At 54.2% G+C, this 15125-nt stretch carries 12 protein-coding genes and 1 pseudogene; 12 read left to right on the top strand and 1 reads right to left on the bottom strand.

The window, feature by feature from the left end:
* Positions 1–2: 2 nt before the first annotated feature.
* The 9 genes from copD to HBR94_RS24145 all read left to right on the top strand — a co-directional run bounded on the left by copD (position 3) and on the right by HBR94_RS24145 (position 12289).
* Entirely contained in the window at positions 3–941 is a 939-nt protein-coding gene (copD, locus tag HBR94_RS24180; protein WP_019334915.1) for a copper homeostasis membrane protein CopD, read from the top strand.
* Between the two features lie 74 nt (positions 942–1015).
* On the top strand, positions 1016–1357 hold the full coding sequence (locus tag HBR94_RS28815) for a hypothetical protein (RefSeq protein WP_074321238.1): 342 nt from the start codon (positions 1016–1018) through the stop codon (positions 1355–1357).
* Positions 1358–1456: 99 nt separating this feature from the next.
* Complete coding sequence (locus HBR94_RS24175) at positions 1457–2713, top strand: TolC family protein (protein WP_019334916.1); 1257 nt, start codon at positions 1457–1459, stop codon at positions 2711–2713.
* Positions 2710–4194 (top strand): efflux RND transporter periplasmic adaptor subunit, encoded by a 1485-nt coding sequence (locus HBR94_RS24170; RefSeq protein ID WP_019334917.1) that lies wholly within the window; start codon positions 2710–2712, stop codon positions 4192–4194. Before HBR94_RS24175 ends, HBR94_RS24170 begins: the two co-directional genes overlap by 4 nt.
* A complete protein-coding gene (locus tag HBR94_RS24165; RefSeq protein ID WP_032856641.1) occupies positions 4191–7334 on the top strand; it encodes an efflux RND transporter permease subunit in 3144 nt (1047 codons plus the stop codon). The genes HBR94_RS24170 and HBR94_RS24165 overlap by 4 nt, the downstream gene beginning before the upstream one ends.
* A 291-nt stretch (positions 7335–7625) precedes the next feature.
* Positions 7626–8792, top strand: coding sequence for an SAVED domain-containing protein (locus tag HBR94_RS24160; RefSeq protein WP_025992777.1), 1167 nt, complete (start codon positions 7626–7628; stop codon positions 8790–8792).
* Positions 8792–10042: a nucleotidyltransferase gene (locus HBR94_RS24155; protein ID WP_019334920.1), complete on the top strand. Its 1251-nt coding sequence runs from the start codon at positions 8792–8794 to the stop codon at positions 10040–10042. The genes HBR94_RS24160 and HBR94_RS24155 overlap by 1 nt, the downstream gene beginning before the upstream one ends.
* Positions 10026–11810, top strand: coding sequence for a ThiF family adenylyltransferase (locus HBR94_RS24150; protein WP_019334921.1), 1785 nt, complete (start codon positions 10026–10028; stop codon positions 11808–11810). The genes HBR94_RS24155 and HBR94_RS24150 overlap by 17 nt, the downstream gene beginning before the upstream one ends.
* Positions 11807–12289, top strand: coding sequence for a Mov34/MPN/PAD-1 family protein (locus HBR94_RS24145; RefSeq protein WP_019334922.1), 483 nt, complete (start codon positions 11807–11809; stop codon positions 12287–12289). Before HBR94_RS24150 ends, HBR94_RS24145 begins: the two co-directional genes overlap by 4 nt.
* 28 nt (positions 12290–12317) lie before the next feature.
* Here HBR94_RS24145 and HBR94_RS24140 read toward each other — a convergent pair whose 3' ends face one another.
* Positions 12318–12866 carry a 3'-5' exonuclease gene (locus HBR94_RS24140; RefSeq protein WP_170045668.1) on the bottom strand — a complete coding sequence of 183 codons (549 nt, stop codon included), beginning with the start codon at positions 12864–12866 and terminating at the stop codon, positions 12318–12320.
* A gap of 226 nt (positions 12867–13092) precedes the next feature.
* Here HBR94_RS24140 and HBR94_RS24135 point away from each other — a divergent pair, with 226 nt between their 5' ends.
* The 3 genes and pseudogenes from HBR94_RS24135 (at position 13093) to HBR94_RS24130 (ending at position 14487) form a co-directional block, all read left to right on the top strand.
* The gene (locus tag HBR94_RS24135; RefSeq protein ID WP_306533188.1) at positions 13093–13731 is read left to right on the top strand and encodes an antitoxin Xre/MbcA/ParS toxin-binding domain-containing protein; all 639 of its coding nucleotides are present in this window, start codon (positions 13093–13095) and stop codon (positions 13729–13731) included.
* A gap of 19 nt (positions 13732–13750) precedes the next feature.
* Positions 13751–13944, top strand: a pseudogene (locus tag HBR94_RS28810) (N-acetyltransferase); the annotation flags it as partial.
* A gap of 150 nt (positions 13945–14094) precedes the next feature.
* On the top strand, positions 14095–14487 hold the full coding sequence (locus HBR94_RS24130) for a hypothetical protein (protein WP_074321239.1): 393 nt from the start codon (positions 14095–14097) through the stop codon (positions 14485–14487).
* Positions 14488–15125 lie beyond the last annotated feature (638 nt).

The following is a 15125-nucleotide window of genomic DNA, read 5'->3' as shown; positions in this document are numbered from 1 at the left end:
TCATGAGCGACTCAATAAATATAGCTGTTCGCTTTGCTCTATATTTTGATCTGATGCTGTTATTTGGACTGGCAATATTTGGTCTTTATAGCCTGAGGGGAAAAGAGAGAGTATCGGGAGCGGTTTTAAATTTTGAGTCGCTTCTTTACAGTACATCTGTTTTAGGTGTAGCTCTGTCTCTAGCAGCCATGTTGTTGCTTGCAAAAGCTATGAGTGGTGTGTCGGGCTTCATGGAGCTACATCACCATATTTTTCAAATGGTTCTCATGGGGACTGACGTCGGTTTGACCTGGATGGTCCGGATAGTGGCGTTGCTGACGGCTGTTCTCGGCGTTGCTCTGAGTAAGCGCTTTCCGACACTCAGTCTTTGGATTGTCACTGTATGTGGCGCCATTGCGCTTGCGACGCTGGCATGGACAGGGCATGGTGCGATGGACGAAGGGAGCCGTCGTTACTGGCATTTTACTAGCGACATCTTCCATCTCTTGGCCGCAGGCGGTTGGTTGGGTGCGTTGGCAGCATTTGCACTGCTGCTGCGTTTAAAATCGCTGAAAGGTGATCAGGAAGTACGAGTTCTTGCTCGGGTACTGACAGGGTTTGAATCGGCCGGCGCGGTGATTGTAGTAATCATCAGTATAACGGGCGTGGTGAATTACCTATTTATCGTAGGACCGAGCCTCGATGAGGTGATGCTCAGCACTTATGGCCAGTTACTATTTTTGAAAATCCTGCTGTTTGCAGGGATGATCGTATTAGCCACGCTTAACCGTTTTCATCTAAGCCCCTTATTGGAGCGATCAGTTCGCAATGGCGAATACGCTGTCGCGGTGAATGCCTTGCGCCGTAGCATGAAACTTGAGTTTTCAATGGCGGTCATCATTATCTGTCTTGTCGCATGGTTAGGTACTTTAAGCCCTGTCATGGAAATGAGCGCAGCATAGACGTTGGTAACAGCCAATACAGGAGTCTTAAGGGTGAATTGTAAGGGCCATTTGCACCGTCTACACTTTAGCCCATGAAACGCTATGTGCGGTTTTGCCTGATTTTCCTAATTAGCTTGGCGCTTCCCCTTAGCGGGATGGCGGGTGTTCAAGCATCGACTGAACCATGCCCGATGAAAACCATGGGTATAGCGATGATGGATGGTATGGGTCAAGACTGCTGCCACGACATGAAAAGTACCGCTGAGCATGGCAAACCTTGTAAGTCGGGCCAGGAATGCAAAACGGGCGGCATGCTGCAAGTCTCGATCATCAAGCCTCCTATTACCTTGTCCAGTCCAATCGTTCCGCCCTTCTCCAGCCATTTCCCACTCGTACAAACCCCTTCTGGGTTATGGCGACCGCCCCGTACTTGATTCCTGTACCACACTGAGCCTCATTCCGCGTTAGCGGGATGGCATATCTGCGCGCATGTCTTATGAAGCGCGCGGTGGATCATCACAGGAATCGTGAACATGAACTCCAACTGCTTTTGCACAGGTTGGTCCCTCGTGGCCGGCCTGGCGGCAAGCGTACTGGCATTGCCGAGCCTTGCTGGTGCATTGACACTCGATGAAGCGCTGCGGCTGGCCGAAAACAATGCACCGTCGTTGACCGCACAAGACGCCAAAATTCAAGCAGCCACCAGTGCGGCCATTCCCGCTGGCGAACTACCCGATCCCAAGCTACTGCTGGGCGTGCAGAACTACCCCATTGGTGGTGCCGACAGATGGAGCATCGACCAGGACTTCATGACCATGCAAATGGTCGGGGTCAGACAGGAGATGCCCAACAGCGATAAGCGCAAAGCACGTATCGAGGTCGCGGATGCGGCTGTTGATCGAGCGTCCGCTGAGCGTCGAGTGGCGCGTCTGAACGTCCGACAGTCCACGGCATTGGCCTGGATCAGTAGCTACTCGGTTGAGCGTAAAGATGCGATGTTCCAGGACTTCTACAAAGAAAACCGTCTTCTGACCGATACCGTCAGATCTCAGATTGCGGGTGGCCGCGCCCAACCCGCCGATGCGGTGACACCTAAACAGGAAGCTGCCCAACTGGCGGAGCAGCAGGATGATTTAGTTCGCCAACGTGCACAGGCCCGGGCGGCCCTCAAGCGCTGGATTGGCCCAGCTGCCAATGACAAACCGGCGGGCAGCTTGCCTGATTGGCCCATTGAAACCTCTGGATACTCCCATAAGCTGCAACATCACCCTGAATTGGCGGCGTATGTGCCGATGACCCGTGAAGCACAAGCCAAGATCCGTGAAGCTGAGGCGGAAAAGCAATCTGACTGGAGCTGGGAATTCGACTATCAGCATCGAGGCAAACAATTCGGTGACATGGTTAGCGTCCAGTTTTCATGGGATCTCCCGCTGTTTCCTGACTCTCGGCAAAACCCCAAAATTGCGGCAAAGCACGCCGAACTCAACCAGCTTGAGGCTGAGCGGGAAGCTCTGTCGCGCGAGCATACCCAGCAACTGGAGGATGAGTTGGCCGACTACGAGCGACTCAATCGTGCAGTCAACCGTAATCAGGAAAGCTTGTTGCCGCTGGCTAAAGAAAAGGTTGAACTCACCATGGCTAGCTACCGTTCCGGCAAAGGTGATTTGAACTCGGTTGTGGCCGCCCGACGCGAACTCATCGAAGCCCGTCTCAAGCAGATTGACGTTGAAGAGCAACGTGCTCTCACCAGCGCTCGCCTGTATTTCTCTTACGGGGAGCCCGCTCAATGAATTTCAAAGTATGGAAAGGGACTTTAGTTGTCGGCATCTCGATTGCCTTGGGTGTTGCCGGAGGTTACTGGTTAGCCCAACCGCGAATGAGCGAAGTAGCTGGTGTCGAGCCGGATCAGGAAGCCAAAGCCTCTCCTGATCGAAAGGTTCTGTATTGGTATGACCCCATGTACCCACAACAGAAATTCGATAAACCGGGTAAGTCACCCTTCATGGACATGCAGATGATCCCCCAATACGCAGATACCAAGGGGGACAGCGGCGGCATTCGAATTGATCCAAGCCTGACTCAGAACCTTGGTGTGCGACTGGCTAGTGTCAGTCGAGGGGTATTTGCCTCGACACTGAACGTGGTAGGTGTTCTGGCCTTCAACGAACGGGACGTTGCAGTCATTCAGGCCCGTACGGCGGGTTTTGTCGAGCGCGTGTACGCCCATGCACCTGGTGATGTGCTGAAAGTGAATGCCGCCTTGGCAGATATCTTGGTGCCGGATTGGGCAGCTGCTCAAGAGGAATTTCTCGCCCTCAAGCGTAGTGGCGATGCTGACTTGCTGACAGCGGCCCGCCAGCGATTGAGGCTCACCGGAATGCCAACTAAGTTAATTGCTCAAGTTGAGCGCAGTGGCAAAGTTCAACCGAACCTGACTCTGACCAGCCCTATTGGTGGTGTGCTTCAAGAGCTGAGTGTGCGTGAAGGTATGACGGTGGCCGCAGGCGAGACGCTCGCGCGTGTTAATGGTTTGAGCAGTGTCTGGCTGGCCGTGGCGGTACCAGAGTCGGAGGCTGGGTCAATCGTTGTAGGGCAAGCAGCCGAAGCGCGTTTGTCCGCGCTCCCTGGAGTTGTGCTCAAGGGCGTCGTCAGTGCGATTCTTCCGGAAACCAGTTCGGACAGTCGCACACTTCGCGTTCGAGTTGAGTTACCCAATCCGGATGGCCGACTCAGGCCAGGTTTGACCGCGCAGGTAAGTCTCAATCGTTCGACGGAGCAAAGTGTTTTGTGGGTGCCGAGCGAGGCCGTCATTCGTACCGGTCGACGTACGTTGGTCATGCTCTCTGAAGACGCTGGTCGATATCGCCCGGTGGAGGTGCAGTTAGGCCAAGATAACGATGGCAAAACGCTGATATTGAAAGGCTTGGAAGAGGGGCAAAAAGTGGTGACTTCTGGCCAGTTCCTTCTCGACTCGGAGGCCAGTCTCAAGGGCGTTGTCGCAAGCTCACTGGACGTTTCGCCATCTACTGTAACCGCAGGCGCTTTGCATGAGGCCGATGGTCAGATCGTTGAGATCAACGACAAAGAAGTCACGCTCGCCCACGGTCCCTTCAGAACATTGGGTATGTCAGGCATGACGATGACTTTCCCTCTCGCCGCTCCAGCTCTGATGAAGGATCTTAAAACGGGCGACAAGGTTCGGATCGCTGTCAGCCAGACGGAAGATGGTCTGCGCGTTGAGCGTCTGGAACGCTCTGGGACCCAGCCATGATCGCGGCCCTTATTCGCTGGTCGGTGGCTAACCGCTTTCTTGTGTTGCTGGCGACGCTGTTTGTCACGGCATGGGGGATCTGGGCGGTTCAAAGTACGCCCATTGACGCACTGCCAGACCTGTCGGATGTTCAGGTAATTATCCGTACACCATATCCAGGCCAAGCCCCACAGATCGTAGAGAACCAGGTCACCTATCCATTGGCAACCACCATGCTCTCTGTGCCTGGTGCCAAGACTGTGCGCGGTTATTCCTTCTTTGGCGACAGTTTCGTTTACGTACTATTCGAAGACGGAACTGACTTGTACTGGGCTCGCTCGCGCGTATTGGAATATCTGAGCCAGATACAAAGCCGGCTTCCGGCCAGTGCCAAGCCCGCTTTAGGACCTGATGCCACTGGGGTTGGCTGGATTTTCCAGTACGCCCTGGTAGACCGAAGCGGCGGGCATGACTTGGCGCAGTTACGTGCCTTGCAGGACTGGTTCCTTAAATTCGAGCTTAAGACCCTACCGAACGTTGCGGAAGTGGCCACGGTGGGTGGCATGGTAAAGCAGTACCAGGTGCAGCTTGATCCGGTGAAGCTGGCCAGCTTGGGTATCACGCAGTCTGAAGTGACCGAGGCGATCGGCAAGGCCAATCAGGAAACTGGTGGGGCGGTGCTGGAGATGGCGGAGACCGAGTTTATTGTGCGGGCTTCCGGGTACTTGAAGACCCTCAATGACTTTCGTGCTATCCCACTCAAACTGGGCACGGGTGGTGTGCCGGTCACTCTGGGCGATGTTGCCACGATTCAGATGGGGCCTGAGATGCGTCGAGGCATCACCGAACTCGATGGCGAAGGTGAGACCGTCGGCGGCGTTGTAATTCTGCGCAGCGGTAAGAATGCTCGAGAAACCATTGCGGCGGTCAAGACCAAACTCGACGAGCTGAAAAGCAGTCTGCCGGCGGGGGTAGAAATCGTCACCACCTACGACCGCAGCAAGTTGATTGATCGTGCCGTGGAAAACCTCAGCCACAAGCTGATCGAAGAGTTCATCGTCGTCGCGTTGGTCTGCGGAATCTTTCTCTGGCACCTGCGTTCATCTCTGGTGGCAATCATCTCCCTGCCGGTTGGGGTGCTGATCGCCTTCATCGTAATGCGCTATCAGGGTATCAACGCCAACATCATGTCCCTTGGCGGGATTGCCATCGCCATCGGCGCCATGGTCGACGCTGCCGTGGTGATGATTGAAAACGCCCACAAGAAGGTCGAGGCTTGGCACGTGGCTAATCCTGGGGAGGAACTGAAAGGTGAACGTCATTGGCACGTGATGACTGAAGCGGCTGCCGAGGTAGGACCCGCATTGTTCTTCTGTCTGCTGATCATCACCCTGTCGTTCATTCCGGTGTTCACGCTGGAGGCTCAGGAAGGACGTCTATTCGGTCCATTGGCGTTCACCAAAACCTACGCTATGGCCGCAGCGGCTGGACTGTCGGTAACTCTAGTTCCGGTGTTGATGGGGTATTGGATTCGCGGACGAATTCCTAATGAGCAACAGAATCCGCTAAATCGCTGGTTGATCCGGATCTACGAGCCCGCTCTGGACGCCGTATTACGTCGACCTAAAGTAACGCTGCTGGTTGCATTGCTAGTCTTTGTCAGCGCGTTGTGGCCGATCTCTCGTCTGGGTGGTGAGTTTCTTCCCCCGTTGGACGAAGGGGACCTGCTCTATATGCCGTCAGCTCTGCCTGGATTATCGGCGCAGAAGGCCGCGCAACTGCTTCAGCAGACTGACCGTCTGATAAAGACAGTTCCAGAGGTCGAACATGTTTTCGGAAAAGCCGGCCGCGCTGAAACCGCGACTGACCCGGCACCGTTGGAAATGTTCGAGACCACCATTCAATTCAAACCACGCGAACAGTGGCGCCCAGGCATGACCCAGGAAAAGCTCGTTGAGGAGCTAGAACAAGTGGTGCGTGTCCCAGGATTAACCAACATCTGGATACCGCCTATTCGTAACCGTATCGACATGCTGGCCACCGGCATAAAAAGCCCGATTGGCGTGAAGGTTGCCGGTACCAACCTGACGGAGATCGATGCCGTCACCCAAGCCATCGAGCGTGTTGCCAAGGACGTCTCAGGTGTCAGTTCAGCGTTAGCCGAACGACTGACCGGTGGCCGCTATATTGATGTGGATATCGATCGCAAAGCTGCGGCACGCTATGGGTTAAATATTGCCGATGTGCAATCAATCGTGGCCGGCGCAATCGGCGGTGAAAACGTCGGGGAGACGATTGAAGGGTTGGCTCGTTTCCCAATTAACGTACGTTACCCTCGTGAGTGGCGGGATTCGCTCGGCGCTTTGGAGCAGTTGCCGATCTACACCCCGCTAGGCAGCCAGATCACCCTTGGCACCGTGGCGAAGATCAAGGTCAACGACGGGCCGCCAATGCTCAAGAGTGAGAACGCACGGCCTTCAGGCTGGGTGTACATCGATGTGCGTGGCCGGGACATTGCCTCCGTAGTCGCCGATCTACGCCGGGTCGTCAGTGAGCAGGTCAAGTTGCAGCCCGGCATGAGCCTGAGCTACTCAGGTCAGTTCGAGTTTCTCGAAAGGGCCAACGCACGACTCAAACTGGTGGTGCCTGCCACGCTGTTGATCATCTTCGTGTTGCTCTACCTGACATTTGCACGCCTTGATGAGGCTTTGCTGATTATGGCCACGCTGCCATTCGCTCTCACGGGCGGGGCATGGTTTCTCTATCTGTTGGGATTCAACCTGTCGGTTGCCACCGGGGTCGGCTTTATCGCCTTGGCCGGTGTTTCTGCCGAATTTGGCGTGATCATGCTGCTCTACCTGAAAAATGCATGGACCGAGCGTCAAGACCTCGGTGACAACACAGAACGCGGGTTGATGGCCGCGATTTGTGAAGGCGCTGTCCAGCGCGTTCGACCTAAGGCTATGACCGTGGCAGTGGTTATCGCTGGTTTGTTACCTATACTTTTGGGAGGCGGTTCCGGTAGCGAGGTTATGAGCCGCATTGCCGCCCCGATGATTGGCGGTATGGTTACGGCACCCTTGCTATCGCTGTTTGTGATCCCGGCGGCCTATCACCTCATGCGTCGTCGACACTTGTCCGTTGAGCCTGGCAAGCACTGACGCGTAAAAACGCATACGAAAGGGGCTGCGCTTGCAGCCTCGTTTGAGCTGCGCAGCTCGTTTTCATCAGTCCTACATACGCTGTGGTCAGTGCCATTACCCACCAGCACTTGCCAGAAAACGAACGCCGCCACCACCGCCTTTCGATGAGCCAAAAAAGCATCCTGCTAAAAGGCGACTCAGCATTCGTCACCCTCAGATCTCTCTTGAAATCGGGACGAATGACCCTAATATGATCTTATCTTGCCATCATCGTTTTCAATCATGGATGTTTTTCGGGGGTCGGTCGAAATGGCAGAAAAAGAAGACGCTAAGCCCGCGAGCGGGCGCTTTAACACGAATGATGAGACGAAGCGGATCGTATGGACACAGACCGCTGGTCATTGTGAACTGTGCGGTACGGATCTAACGTTCGACTATCGTGCCGGCAAGCCAATGAAATGGGGCGAAGTGGCGCATATCTTACCCGCCAGTCCCAAGGGGCCTCGGGGACGCGCGGATCATGATGCTGAGGCGCACACTAACGATACTGCTAACCTGATGCTCCTGTGCCCAGGCTGTCATGACAAAATTGATCGTGACGCAGATGGCTACCCTGAAAATGATTTGAGCGGTTTGCACCAAGCGTACCTTGAACGCATCCGACTCGCCGCAACGACCCCCGATGGTGGCAGAGCCATTCCTCTCATCGTCCAGAGTCAGCACTTTCAGACGATCAACGATATCCCCGTTCGCGATCTGTTGACTGCGATGTCCGCCGAGGGATTAACCGCCTTCGATCAAGGCATCAAAATCGCCTTCGCTGCGCCCGGACCACGTGGCAGGGACACTACCTATTGGCAGAACGTCAAAGACAGCGTCCAGTATGAGCTGGAGCAGCAACTCAAGCGTCGCGGCGGCACTTATGGCGATTCGCCCGCGCTAGCAGTAGTCGGCTTGGCCGACATTCCGGCCTTGATGATGTTGGGCCAGAGTATCGGCGACCGTTCCAAACGCTTGATCTTCTCTTTTCATCGCGAGCATCTTTTGCGCTGGCCCGATCAGTCTGCTGAGCCGCCTAGTTTTCTGTTTACGCCTCCACCCAACGGCGATGGCCCACTGGCGTTGGTGCTCTCCATTTCTGCGCAAGTTCCAGTACGCGACGTGACCGACGCTCTACCCGGTGCACGTATTGCAGAGCTGTCGATCCCAGAACCAAGCTACGCGATGGTACAGAACCGTCGGGTGATTCATGCTTTTCGCGACGCACTTCAAATACGACTGAGTCAGCTTGAGGCTCTGACTCCTGACCCCATCCACGTCTTCGCCGCCATTCCTGCGGCATTGGCCATCGAGTTTGGCGCGTTGCTCACAACACAGCATCAACATACATACCTGATCTTCGATCGGGACAAAGAAAACCAAGATCGGTTTACGCAAACACTGCAATTGGGTCCCGTGGCCCAGGAGGCTATGTAATGCTTTTGAGCAACGAACAGACCAAGCGCAGCAGTTGGGAATATTTTCTGCTTCGCGCCGCGCGGGAGATCTCGCTGTCGGAAGCGCAGTACGAAAAAATCAATGACCGCTACTCCCAACTGGAAAAAATCCTCTCGGCTTCCGACAATCCGTTGCTCGCTGAGGCTCATATTTTCGTTCAGGGCTCAATGCGGCTGAAAACGACCATTAAGCCAATTCCCGGCGCGCCTGCGGATCTGGACACCATTGATGCGGACGCGATTATCTGGCTCCCTCACGCTCAAGGCGCTGGTGCGAAGGAAGTTCTAGAGGCGATTGAGCAGCGTTTTAGGGAAGGCTCCCGCGTTCAGGAAGAAGTTAAGCAACTACGTCGTGGTATTCGAATCGTTTATGCAGACGAAAATCCAGGTTTCCACATCGATGTCACACCTGCCCGGGCGATCAACGGAAATGGCGAAGCAAACGGCGAGGGTAAGCTTGAGGTTCCGGATCGAGTCACAGGATGGAAAGCGAGCAGCCCTATTCCTTACTCGAATTGGTTGCAGGTCGCTTCCGCCCAGGAAATCTCTCTGGAAAGCTTAGTGGTTGCCAAAAGCCAGCGGATGCTTGATGCCGCGACCCAAGATCCTTTGCCGCATTATCAGGATTACATCGATCAAGATCCCCTGCGTGCGACCATTAAGCTGCTCAAGCGGCATCGCGATGAATGGGCCATCAAGACAAGGAGCGCTGATACTCGCCCAATATCTGCGGTCATCACCACTCTAGCCACGCACGCATACCTGGATGTCGTAAAGGAGTCGCAGTCGAAGCCTCTGGCACCGCTCGATGCAATTTTGGAAATCGTTCGCAGAATGCCGCAGCACATCGCGCATAGAGGTAGCGACTGCTATGTCTGCAACCCTGCCGATAACGGCGAAAACTTTGCAGAGAAGTGGAATCGACCGGGCGAGGGGCAAGGCTACCGTCAGGCATTCGCCAAGTGGCATGCGGACGCCAGTGCATCTGTGTCATTAGGTTTGGAAAGTTTTGAATCCAATGACTCCTTTGCCGAGGCAGTGAAAAAGAACTTCGGTATTGCGCCGGCGTTCATCACGGCAGTGAACAATGAAATCCCTGCGAATTGGACGATGCCCGGTCGACCGGATGGCACTACTCGAAACTCTGCTTCGATGGGTTCGCTCTTCGGAGGGGCCAGCGGTGGCGGAACCTCTCAGTCGAGCGTAAAGCCAGTTGGACGCCTTGGCTGATCCTATTAAGACACCATTGCAGCGCGGAATCGCCGCACTGCGTAACACCCTAGGTCAGGATGCTGCCGATGCATTGCTCCAGCCCGCACCCATGCGGGCTGACGAAGCGGCGTGCTTTCACTTCCCCTTGCCCATCGATTACACGGGGCAGGAGCGGCGACTGCGTATAGGTTTCCCCTCCAACTTTCCCCGCGGGCTCTTGCGGCTGAACGTCGAACCCTCTCCATGGCTGGTTTGGCCGCATGCCACTAAGTCGGGGCTTTGCCTTCATGGCTTTCAGGAACGCCCCATCATGGGCTCCCCGGAGGTCGTGGTAGAGGACAGCCTTGCTCGCTTGGCCCAGATCGTTTCGTTGTCCAAGATGGGATCAAACCAGGCAACACGCGATATCGAATTTCAGAATGAGATCACTACCTACTGGTCGTTTCAGCACGGGCAGTCATTCCAGAACCTCTTACTGTTGGATCGACCTCAGGCTGCCTCGCAGTTGTTTGCGCTCAGCGATCCGCGCCGAGCTGTGCCATCCGGTCAGGAAACGGTTTGGTTAGCATCGAATGTAGCTGCACTCAAAGGGCATTACCGACGGGTCGTCGGGCGCTCTGCTGTCATTCGTGCGGCCGAAACTCCCGGTTTTTACGTCAAGCTTCAGACTTATCCGGATATCCGCACCCCGGATCCAGAAGATTTATTGCTGTGGCTAAAGCCACACCTTCAACCAGACGATGCCGAGCAATTGCTGGCATGGTTTGAGCTGCATGGAACGTTGGCGAGTCGATGGATTGTTCTGGAGCTTCCAGGAGGCGCAGATGCTCCAACATATTGTCTCAATGTGCGTTCGCTCGGTGTACAGCAGGAGCGGGGGGCAAAGTTTGGCTTGCGTACAGCTCGCCGGCGGCCAGCTATCGCAAATGCTCATCCTCCGGCGCTCGTCCGAGCAACTGCCCTGGATGTGCTTGATCGAGCGTCCATCCTGTCCCGCGATATAAGCGGCACTGCACAGCACCTTGAAAATGCTCGAGTCGTTTGTGTTGGCGTTGGCTCATTAGGCAGTACGGTGGCAATACAATTGGCACGATCCGGTGTCGGCCACCTTACCCTCATCGATCCTGACACTTTGGTGTCAGCCAATCTGGGGAGGCACGTTCTGGGAGCGGATAGCCTAGGGAGGCTGAAAGCCTCAGCGTTGAGGGACAAGATTCTGTTAGATCTTCCGACGACAGAATGCACCGCTTATTCGACTTTTGCCGAAGTAGTGATGAGTAGCAAACCAGAAGTGTTCGATAACGCAGATCTGGTGGTGATCACGACAGCAGACTGGCAGTCGGAGGTCACTGTATGGCGAGCCAAATCCAGCGGCGCTCCTTGGGGGCTTTTACAAGCCTGGAGCGAACCGTATACCCAGGTAGGCCATGCTCTATTCGCACCAGCCGGCACCTTTGATGGCCGTCAGTTGTTCACGGACGTCGGCGATTTTTTGCATAGATTTACAGAGTGGCCGGGAGGCGGTGTTGTTCCACTGCCCGCGTGTGGCGAGAGCTTTATCCCAGGCGGCTCGCTGGGAATGACCAATATCGCCTCTATGGTGTCGCACACGGCCTTACGCGCATTGACCGGCAAGATCGCCACTGCATCTTGGGTCAGCAGCATTTACAGGCCTGAAGATGTGCTGAGCCTAGGAGGCCAATACCATGGGCCCAAACTGCCAGAGGGGACGCAGCAAATCTTACTCGAACGCGGATGGCCGGAAGATAAGGACGAAATGGTATGACGGATATCGCATGGCGCTGGCGATGGCCGGAGGTGGACTCCGAGCTATTGGTGTCCCAGGCTGTCGCGGACATCTTGGATAGTCATCGGCAGGGCCTTTTTGGCGTGGAGCGAGGTGGACAGTTATTCGTCAACCCTGTTGATCCGAAAGGTTTGCTGCTGGCCTTGGCCACGTTGCCTCATCGCGCGGATCGGTCAGGCTGGTCTTGGCTAGAGTTGGATGCGGCGCGGTGCCGTCAGGAGATCCAGGCTGCCAACGAACAAGGGTTACGTCTGGTGGGCTATTGGCATACGCATCCCCAATCCGTTCCGGTGATCTCTCCGGCAGACATCGGTAGTTTCTCCAAATTTGCTGCACGTTACACGCAGGATCTGCCGCACCCAATAGCCATTATTGTAGGCAAGTCCGAAAAACCAGAAGGTATCAAGGCGTGGTCGTTCAGGGACGGCAGATATGTTGAGGCAACCTGGGTCAGATGAACTTCAAGTCAGTGCGGTGGAAGGCAGGTCAGCGTTTATAGTTACCCGCTAGCATTAGGGCGAAGAGCTCTGCCTGAAAGCGGGCATCATCCAATGCGTTATGGTTCGGTTCGCTGAGTGGCTTCAGCGCAGCGGTCATTTTGGATGATTTTGTTTCCTTCCAGCTGCAACCTACAGCGCCCATAAAGTAGGCCTTCATGTCGATAGCGGTAAAACCAAAGGGGTTGGTTTCCAGGTATTTGTGGAAGTAATAATTGACGAATGACCAGTCAAACGGTGCATTGAGTCCTACGAAAATGACCTTTTGCCCCGTTTGGCAGGACGATCTCAGCCACTGATCAAATGTCAGCATCGCCTGTTGCGGAGTGAGACTCTCGCGCTCCAGCTTCTCCAGACTCAGCCCCGATACTGCCAGCGCTTCGGGGTCGTGTTTCGGACTGTCAGGCTGTAGTTCAAGATAGATGGACGTTTCAGGTTGGGCTACAAGACAAGCTCCAATGGAAAGCAGACTGTATTCGCCTGGTATAGGCCCAGAAGTCTCGACGTCGACGGAAACATAAAGCTCATCAGGGTGCATGTCATATCCTTTCGTGTAGTTAACTGATCACGCTCAGGCTCTTAGCCATGTGAAGGTGGAAAGGCAGGTATAGCCATTGCCCCATTTTTGCTGTTTCACTCGCTACCCGGCGTTCGAGCAGCGGCAGTGCCTGTCTACCAGCGGATTGCGCGTTCCTTTGGTCAGCTTTGGGCCCAACCATAATGATGTGTGTCATTCTCTGATGGCGGATGAGGGCCGGACGATCATGAATGAAACTGAGCGTTGGATAGTAAAATCCCAGAAAACTGAGGACGGAACTGGCGACATCATCATTGATCTGCCTCAAGAGTTGCTTGACCAAATGGGGTTAGGTGTTGGGGACGACCTGGAGCTAACGGTAGCGAATGGCACATTAGTGCTGACGCCCGTGCACAACACAATATCAGTGCGGCCCATGTTTGCTGGCGTCCTGAGTCAGGATGTCTATCATGCTTACCGCATGCGTCTGGAGACGCTTCTTCATATCTCTGTCAATGCTTCGGATCTGGACATTCACGACATGATAGTAGCTGGCTTCTCGGTCAGCCTGATAAAAATGCTTTGTGATGATGGAACCCTCAGCGACGAAGAACGCGACAGAATCATTCAACCCAAAACGCTTAAAACAAAACTGTCAGCCAATCAGCTTTTAACGTTGCATGAGAGCGATCGCCTGTTCCGGTTTGCACATATTAGCGCCATGGCCGAGGTGATCTTCGGTGACAAAGGGAAGGCCAAACAATGGCTTTCCAAACCCAAAGCCCGTTTTTTAGGAGAAAGCCCATCGGCGGTGGCCACTACAACCTTTGGCACACATCTAGTCGAAGAAATGCTGATTCAAGTGTCTGAGGGCATGTCATTTTGATTCAGTCGCAGCCAAACGGCTTCTACCGCTCCTTGAGTAACATGGATTTCATGCGCCTATGCCCGCGTCGCCTTGCCGAATACGGCATGCACGGGCATCCATGAAGCACTAGGTTTCACCCACATCGGAACCTACCGCGAGGTAAGGTTCAAGCACGGCAATGGCATAGCCGGGTACTGGCGTAAACCACTTTATCTGGTGACAGCTAGATAGAAATCATCCCGTTCAGTGGGATGAGGGGAGAAGGCGGACCAGCTGTAAAATGGCCCAGTGGTCGGCATAGGAACCTCGTGTGTCGCTGGGAGCTAAGCTGAATGATGCTTCTCGTTCGAATCAGTTTTTTTTGATCGGCCGGAGGTACAAATGAACCTGGCAGATTTTGTCTCAGTGCTTTCTGCGGGTGAGAAAATAGACGGGTGCCAACTTACCACCTCAGATGCTGTGGCCCTCGCCAGTCTGCATTTTCCTTCCCGTGCCTATTGTCTTGTTGCTGATTGGGCAATATTGGATCTCGACATTACAACACGTCAGCGAAAAGCCATTACGGATAGACAGCTAATACCTGCTCTCGTTTACGCTTTGACCGTTATCCAAGACAGTAAAGGCCGCTTCCCGCCTGGTGGTTGGGTCCGAACAACGCTGGGTGTTTCCTTCACCCATGGCTGCTTATTTCGAACAAAAAACACAGTTTATGTGCTGATGGGGACCGGTCGAAGGTTGCGCACGGATTTAGACATCGCACTGAGCCTGTGTTGAAAAAAGACTATTTCCGCACAGGTGAGTGACCGGTCGCGCTCACATAATATTTCGTGCCTGAATGAACGCTCGCTGTTGTGTCAATCTATGTTGTTACCAATCGGGCCCCGTATTTGAAGTGCGACCCGTCTGTGTCAGTCTATGTTGCTGTTGTGTGGATCCCGGGTCATCCTACAGGCCCCGATTTACGAGAAGGGCTGTGTCAAACTATGTTGTTGGCAACCAGGGTGATCGTAAACATTAAAGTCTGTTTCGCTTGGAGCCTCCGTGGGCTCCAAGCGACGATCTTCTCTCCCGCTCCTTTTGTGCCGAGTGCTGCACTTTGCGGCTCACCTTCCAGATTCAGATTTACAAAAAAAATCGCGGAGATTGGCAAGTCGTAAGCAGATTTCTGAAGAAAAACTAAACGCGATCTATTGAGTACTTGATTAGTCTAGAAAATTTCAGATACAAACACGGATTATCGTCATTTCGTTATGTACAGCCTAGATATTATAGGCGTCATAGCTACTGTGCATGGGAGCTTCGCAGGTTTGCTGGATAGTCTGCGTAGAAAAGGTAGATCGGTCCGAAAAGTAGATGATCTAAATGTCGTTTAGTTGATGAGCCTCTGGCTGTTTCGATAATTAAAACGGTAA

Origin of the sequence: Pseudomonas sp. WS 5412, assembly GCF_012985615.1 — a bacterium.
GTDB classification, from domain to species: domain Bacteria; phylum Pseudomonadota; class Gammaproteobacteria; order Pseudomonadales; family Pseudomonadaceae; genus Aquipseudomonas; species Aquipseudomonas shahriarae.
The sequence above is the reverse complement of the archived record's forward strand: the minus strand, read 5'-3'. Positions and strand labels throughout refer to the sequence as shown.

Excerpts from the sequence above, each read along its gene's own strand:
- HBR94_RS24175 (WP_019334916.1), top strand. The coding sequence starts at position 1,457 with ATGAACTCCAACTGCTTTTGCACAGGTTGGTCCCTCGTGGCCGGCCTG.
- HBR94_RS28815 (WP_074321238.1), top strand. The coding sequence starts at position 1,016 with ATGAAACGCTATGTGCGGTTTTGCCTGATTTTCCTAATTAGCTTGGCG.
- HBR94_RS24140 (WP_170045668.1), bottom strand. The coding sequence starts at position 12,866 with ATGCACCCTGATGAGCTTTATGTTTCCGTCGACGTCGAGACTTCTGGG.
- HBR94_RS24145 (WP_019334922.1), top strand. The coding sequence starts at position 11,807 with ATGACGGATATCGCATGGCGCTGGCGATGGCCGGAGGTGGACTCCGAG.
- HBR94_RS24165 (WP_032856641.1), top strand. The coding sequence starts at position 4,191 with ATGATCGCGGCCCTTATTCGCTGGTCGGTGGCTAACCGCTTTCTTGTG.
- HBR94_RS24135 (WP_306533188.1), top strand. The coding sequence starts at position 13,093 with ATGAATGAAACTGAGCGTTGGATAGTAAAATCCCAGAAAACTGAGGAC.
- HBR94_RS24160 (WP_025992777.1), top strand. The coding sequence starts at position 7,626 with ATGGCAGAAAAAGAAGACGCTAAGCCCGCGAGCGGGCGCTTTAACACG.
- HBR94_RS24170 (WP_019334917.1), top strand. The coding sequence starts at position 2,710 with ATGAATTTCAAAGTATGGAAAGGGACTTTAGTTGTCGGCATCTCGATT.
- copD (WP_019334915.1), top strand. The coding sequence starts at position 3 with ATGAGCGACTCAATAAATATAGCTGTTCGCTTTGCTCTATATTTTGAT.
- HBR94_RS24130 (WP_074321239.1), top strand. The coding sequence starts at position 14,095 with ATGAACCTGGCAGATTTTGTCTCAGTGCTTTCTGCGGGTGAGAAAATA.
- HBR94_RS24155 (WP_019334920.1), top strand. The coding sequence starts at position 8,792 with ATGCTTTTGAGCAACGAACAGACCAAGCGCAGCAGTTGGGAATATTTT.